We start from the raw sequence: 5,837 nt of genomic DNA on the forward strand, positions 1-5,837 counted from the left end.
TTTCACAAACGAATGTTCACTATCATCGGCGCGAAGGCGTTTCACTGTCCTGTTCGGGATGGGAAGGAGTGGGACCACCTTGCTATGGTCGTCAGGCGTAAGGGGTTGGGCCGGTAGGGTTTAGGCCTACGGGCCCCAATTTGGAAGAAGCACGACGTGTTGCGCGAGTCAGGTACCGCCCAGGGAGGGTTTCCGTTGGGGGGGTACCGATCGGCGAGCAACAGGGGGTTATGTTTGACGAATTCTTTCTATATAAACGGCACTTGTCGCTACTGTCTCATATCAGGTCATAAAACCCATAGAGTTATAGGATCAAGCCGCACGGGCAATTAGTATCGGTTAGCTCAACACATTACTGTGCTTCCACACCCGACCTATCAACGTTCTGGTCTCGAACGACCCTTCAGGGGGATCTAGTCCCCGGGATACCTAATCTTCAGACGAGTTTCCCGCTTAGATGCCTTCAGCGGTTATCTCTTCCGTACTTAGCTACCCGGCAATGCCATTGGCATGACAACCGGTACACCAGAGGTACGTCCACTCCGGTCCTCTCGTACTAGGAGCAGGCTCCGTCAAGTATCCAACGCCCACGGCAGATAGGGACCAAACTGTCTCACGACGTTTTAAACCCAGCTCACGTACCTCTTTAAATGGCGAACAGCCATACCCTTGGGACCGGCTACAGCCCCAGGATGAGATGAGCCGACATCGAGGTGCCAAACACCGCCGTCGATATGAACTCTTGGGCGGTATCAGCCTGTTATCCCCAGAGTACCTTTTATCCGTTGAGCGATGGCCCTTCCATTCAGAACCACCGGATCACTATGTCCTGCTTTCGCACCTGTTCGACTTGTCAGTCTCACAGTCAAGCACGCTTATGCCATTGCACTATCAGCACGATTTCCGACCGTACCTAGCGTACCTTCGAACTCCTCCGTTACACTTTGGGAGGAGACCGCCCCAGTCAAACTGCCTACCATGCACTGTCCCCGATCCGGATCACGGACCAAGGTTAGAACCGCAAACAAACCAGGGTGGTATTTCAAGGTCGGCTCCACCGAATCTAGCGACTCGGGTTCAGCGCCTCCCACCTATCCTACACAGGCCGGTTCACAGTCCAATGCAAAGCTACAGTAAAGGTTCATGGGGTCTTTCCGTCTAGCCGCGGGGAGATTGCATCATCACAAACACTTCAACTTCGCTGAGTCTCAGGAGGAGACAGTGTGGCCATCGTTACGCCATTCGTGCAGGTCGGAACTTACCCGACAAGGAATTTCGCTACCTTAGGACCGTTATAGTTACGGCCGCCGTTTACCGGGGCTTCGATCAAGAGCTTGCACCCCATCACTTAACCTTCCGGCACCGGGCAGGCGTCACACCCTATACGTCGACTTTCGTCTTGGCAGAGTGCTGTGTTTTTAATAAACAGTCGCAGCCACCGATTCTCTGCGGCCCCTTCATGCTCTGCGCGCAGGCGCATCACACTACCGGGGCATACCTTCTCCCGAAGTTACGGTATCAATTTGCCGAGTTCCTTCTCCTGAGTTCTCTCAAGCGCCTTGGAATATTCATCCCGTCCACCTGTGTCGGTTTGCGGTACGGTCTCGTACAGCTGAAGCTTAGAGGCTTTTCTTGGAACCACTTCCAATCACTTCGGTCCACATGGGACCTCGTGCAACACCCTTGAATCATGCGCCCGGATTTGCCTAAAGCGCCTTCTCTAATGTCGCAACAGGGACTTCCAACACCCTGATGACCTTCCGCGATCCGTCCCCCCATCGCACTGTACGACGGTGCTGGAATATTAACCAGCTTCCCATCAGCTACGCATCTCTGCCTCGCCTTAGGGGCCGACTCACCCTGCGCCGATGAACGTTGCGCAGGAAACCTTGGACTTACGGCGAGGGGGCTTTTCACCCCCTTTATCGCTACTCATGTCAGCATTCGCACTTCTGATACCTCCAGCAGCCTTTACAAGCCACCTTCGCAGGCTTACAGAACGCTCTCCTACCGCGTGTAATAAATTACACACCCGCAGCTTCGGTTTATTGCTTAGCCCCGTTACATCTTCCGCGCAGGACGACTCGATCAGTGAGCTATTACGCTTTCTTTAAAGGATGGCTGCTTCTAAGCCAACCTCCTGACTGTCTATGCCTTCCCACTTCGTTTCCCACTTAGCAATAATTCGGGACCTTAGCTGGCGGTCTGGGTTGTTTCCCTCTTGAGTCCGGACGTTAGCACCCGGTGCTCTGTCTCCCAAGCTGTACTTGCAGGTATTCGGAGTTTGCCATAGTTTGGTAAGTCGCCATGACCCCCTAGCTATAACAGTGCTCTACCCCCTGCAGTAATACTTGAGGCACTACCTAAATAGTTTTCGGAGAGAACCAGCTATTTCCAGATTTGTTTAGCCTTTCACCCCTATCCACAGCTCATCCCCTAATTTTTCAACATTAGTGGGTTCGGTCCTCCAGCACGTGTTACCGTGCCTTCAACCTGGCCATGGGTAGATCATCTGGTTTCGGGTCTACACCCAGCGACTGATTCGCCCTATTCGGACTCGCTTTCGCTACGGCTTCCCTATTCGGTTAACCTCGCCACTGAATGTAAGTCGCTGACCCATTATACAAAAGGTACGCAGTCACCCCACAAGGAGGCTCCTACTGTTTGTATGCACACGGTTTCAGGATCTATTTCACTCCCCTTCCGGGGTTCTTTTCGCCTTTCCCTCACGGTACTGGTTCACTATCGGTCGATCACGAGTATTTAGCCTTGGAGGATGGTCCCCCCATCTTCAGACAGGATTTCACGTGTCCCGCCCTACTTCTCTTACGCCTAGTTCCACAATCCAGATTTCATCTACAGGGCTATCACCTGCTACGGCCGGACTTTCCATTCCGTTCGATTACCTGAACTGCTAAATCGTAAAGGCTCTTCCGATTTCGCTCGCCACTACTTTCGGAATCTCGGTTGATGTCTTTTCCTCGAGCTACTGAGATGTTTCAGTTCACCCGGTTCGCCTTCGCTGGCCTATGTATTCAGCCAGGAATACTGCATCGCTGCAGTGGGTTTCCCCATTCGGACATCTGCGGATCAAAGCTTGTTTGCCAGCTCCCCGCAGCTTTTCGCAGGCTACCACGTCCTTCATCGCCTGTGATCGCCAAGGCATCCACCATGTGCACTTAGTCACTTGATCCTATAACACTAGAGTCTTATAGGACGCTGATATGTTTCGCGTTTGTGCCGTTCATAAGTTTCAAAGCAGTCAATCTCTCAATTGACCTTGAGACTTGGAACAAAATTAATGCAATCACAACCCGCATTCACTTTCGTCAGTATTTAAACCAACTACGTCATGAACGCTTTCGTTGTGCTTCTTCCTAATTGTTAAAGAACAAATGTATAACTCGTTGAGCAAAACCCAACAGATAATCCCGAAGAGATAATCTCCCCTCGAACCTATCTGTTGAACTCTACATCCCAGCCATCCCCCCGGCATCAAACCCGAGTAATGGTGGAGGTGAACGGGATCGAACCGATGACATCCTGCTTGCAAAGCAGGCGCTCTCCCAGCTGAGCTACACCCCCATTTTCCTATCCGCTTCACTCAGGCATCTCTACCCTACGCTTGGCACACAGTAAAACCTGGTGGGTCTGGTTGGATTCGAACCAACGACCCCCGCCTTATCAAGACGGTGCTCTAACCGACTGAGCTACAGACCCTTAATCTTCGGATCAGTACTCAGAATCACGGACCTCGGAGAAGAGTCTTCCCCCTCACCGCAATCAACACCGATCCCAGCTATACATCTAACAACAACCGATAAGCGTGGACGCTTCAGTAGCAGCAACTTCGCTCTTAAAGGAGGTGATCCAGCCGCACCTTCCGATACGGCTACCTTGTTACGACTTCACCCCAGTCATGAATCCTACCGTGGTAATCGCCCCCCTTGCGGTTAGGCTAACTACTTCTGGTAAAACCCACTCCCATGGTGTGACGGGCGGTGTGTACAAGACCCGGGAACGTATTCACCGCGACATGCTGATCCGCGATTACTAGCGATTCCGACTTCACGCAGTCGAGTTGCAGACTGCGATCCGGACTACGATCGGGTTTATGAGATTGGCTCCACCTCGCGGCTTGGCAACCCTCTGTCCCGACCATTGTATGACGTGTGAAGCCCTACCCATAAGGGCCATGAGGACTTGACGTCATCCCCACCTTCCTCCGGTTTGTCACCGGCAGTCTCATTAGAGTGCCCTTTCGTAGCAACTAATGACAAGGGTTGCGCTCGTTGCGGGACTTAACCCAACATCTCACGACACGAGCTGACGACAGCCATGCAGCACCTGTGTTCCAGTTCTCTTGCGAGCACTGCCAAATCTCTTCGGCATTCCAGACATGTCAAGGGTAGGTAAGGTTTTTCGCGTTGCATCGAATTAATCCACATCATCCACCGCTTGTGCGGGTCCCCGTCAATTCCTTTGAGTTTTAATCTTGCGACCGTACTCCCCAGGCGGTCAACTTCACGCGTTAGCTGCGCTACCAAGGCCCGAAGGCCCCAACAGCTAGTTGACATCGTTTAGGGCGTGGACTACCAGGGTATCTAATCCTGTTTGCTCCCCACGCTTTCGTGCATGAGCGTCAGTGTTATCCCAGGAGGCTGCCTTCGCCATCGGTGTTCCTCCGCATCTCTACGCATTTCACTGCTACACGCGGAATTCCACCTCCCTCTGACACACTCTAGCCCGGTAGTTAAAAATGCAGTTCCAAAGTTAAGCTCTGGGATTTCACATCTTTCTTTCCGAACCGCCTGCGCACGCTTTACGCCCAGTAATTCCGATTAACGCTTGCACCCTACGTATTACCGCGGCTGCTGGCACGTAGTTAGCCGGTGCTTATTCTGCAGGTACCGTCAGTTGCCTCAGGTATTATCCAAGGCCGTTTCTTTCCTGCCAAAAGTGCTTTACAACCCGAAGGCCTTCATCGCACACGCGGGATGGCTGGATCAGGGTTGCCCCCATTGTCCAAAATTCCCCACTGCTGCCTCCCGTAGGAGTCTGGGCCGTGTCTCAGTCCCAGTGTGGCTGGTCGTCCTCTCAAACCAGCTACGGATCGTCGCCTTGGTGAGCCTTTACCCCACCAACTAGCTAATCCGATATCGGCCGCTCTAATAGTGCGAGGCCCGAAGGTCCCCCGCTTTCCCCAAAAGGGCGTATGCGGTATTAGCTACGCTTTCGCGTAGTTATCCCCCGCTACTAGGCACGTTCCGATACATTACTCACCCGTTCGCCACTCGCCGCCAGACCGAAGTCCGCGCTGCCGTTCGACTTGCATGTGTAAAGCATCCCGCTAGCGTTCAATCTGAGCCAGGATCAAACTCTTCAGTTCAATCTCTGTTTAATTCGCGCACCGTAACCCGAAGGTCACAGCACTTCACTCAAAGGAAGTGAGGTTCGATGAATATCTATGACATTCAAGGTACTTCACTTCAAATGTGTGCGCTTGATTTCTGTAGCTTTTCGAGCCACCCCAACGAATCGGAGCCGCTCGTGCTGCGCTACCAAGCGCCCACACTTATCGGTTGTTTAGTTGTTAAAGAGCGGGTCCTGCATCGCGTCGCTTTCGCTTCGCATCTGCTGCTGTGTCAGCAGCAGAGAAACGAGATTATGAAGGCTTTTTTTCAAGCTGTCAAATCGATTTATTTCACACCGATCTGAACCCTTCACCACCTCACAGCCACCAGGTCACCCCAGTCACTGCCTCGGTCATTCGGGATATCAGGGTTAACCCTAACCTCACCAACTGCCGAGCCCGAAATATTAACACACTTTTTAAA

The 5,837-nt window shown here is 52.5% G+C and carries 1 protein-coding gene, 2 tRNA genes and 3 rRNA genes; 1 reads left to right on the plus strand and 5 read right to left on the minus strand.

Going from position 1 to position 5,837, the window contains the following annotated elements:
- From rrf to ACYVI2_RS29235, 5 genes are all read right to left on the minus strand, one after another.
- Positions 1–96: ribosomal RNA gene (gene rrf, locus ACYVI2_RS29215) — 5S ribosomal RNA — on the minus strand; the annotation flags it as partial.
- A 212-nt stretch (positions 97–308) separates the two neighbouring features.
- Positions 309–3,193, minus strand: a 23S ribosomal RNA gene (locus ACYVI2_RS29220).
- 316 nt (positions 3,194–3,509) lie between these two features.
- Positions 3,510–3,585: transfer RNA gene (locus tag ACYVI2_RS29225), tRNA-Ala, on the minus strand.
- Between the two features lie 58 nt (positions 3,586–3,643).
- Positions 3,644–3,720: transfer RNA gene (locus ACYVI2_RS29230), tRNA-Ile, on the minus strand.
- A 138-nt stretch (positions 3,721–3,858) separates the two neighbouring features.
- Positions 3,859–5,389: ribosomal RNA gene (locus tag ACYVI2_RS29235) — 16S ribosomal RNA — on the minus strand.
- Between the two features lie 68 nt (positions 5,390–5,457).
- Between ACYVI2_RS29235 and ACYVI2_RS29240 the strand changes: the two genes are divergently transcribed.
- Positions 5,458–5,718: a hypothetical protein gene (locus ACYVI2_RS29240; protein WP_415822591.1), complete on the plus strand. Its 261-nt coding sequence runs from the start codon at positions 5,458–5,460 to the stop codon at positions 5,716–5,718.
- Positions 5,719–5,837: the final 119 nt, after the last annotated feature.

The sequence above is a fragment of the Bordetella tumbae genome (assembly GCF_054780995.1).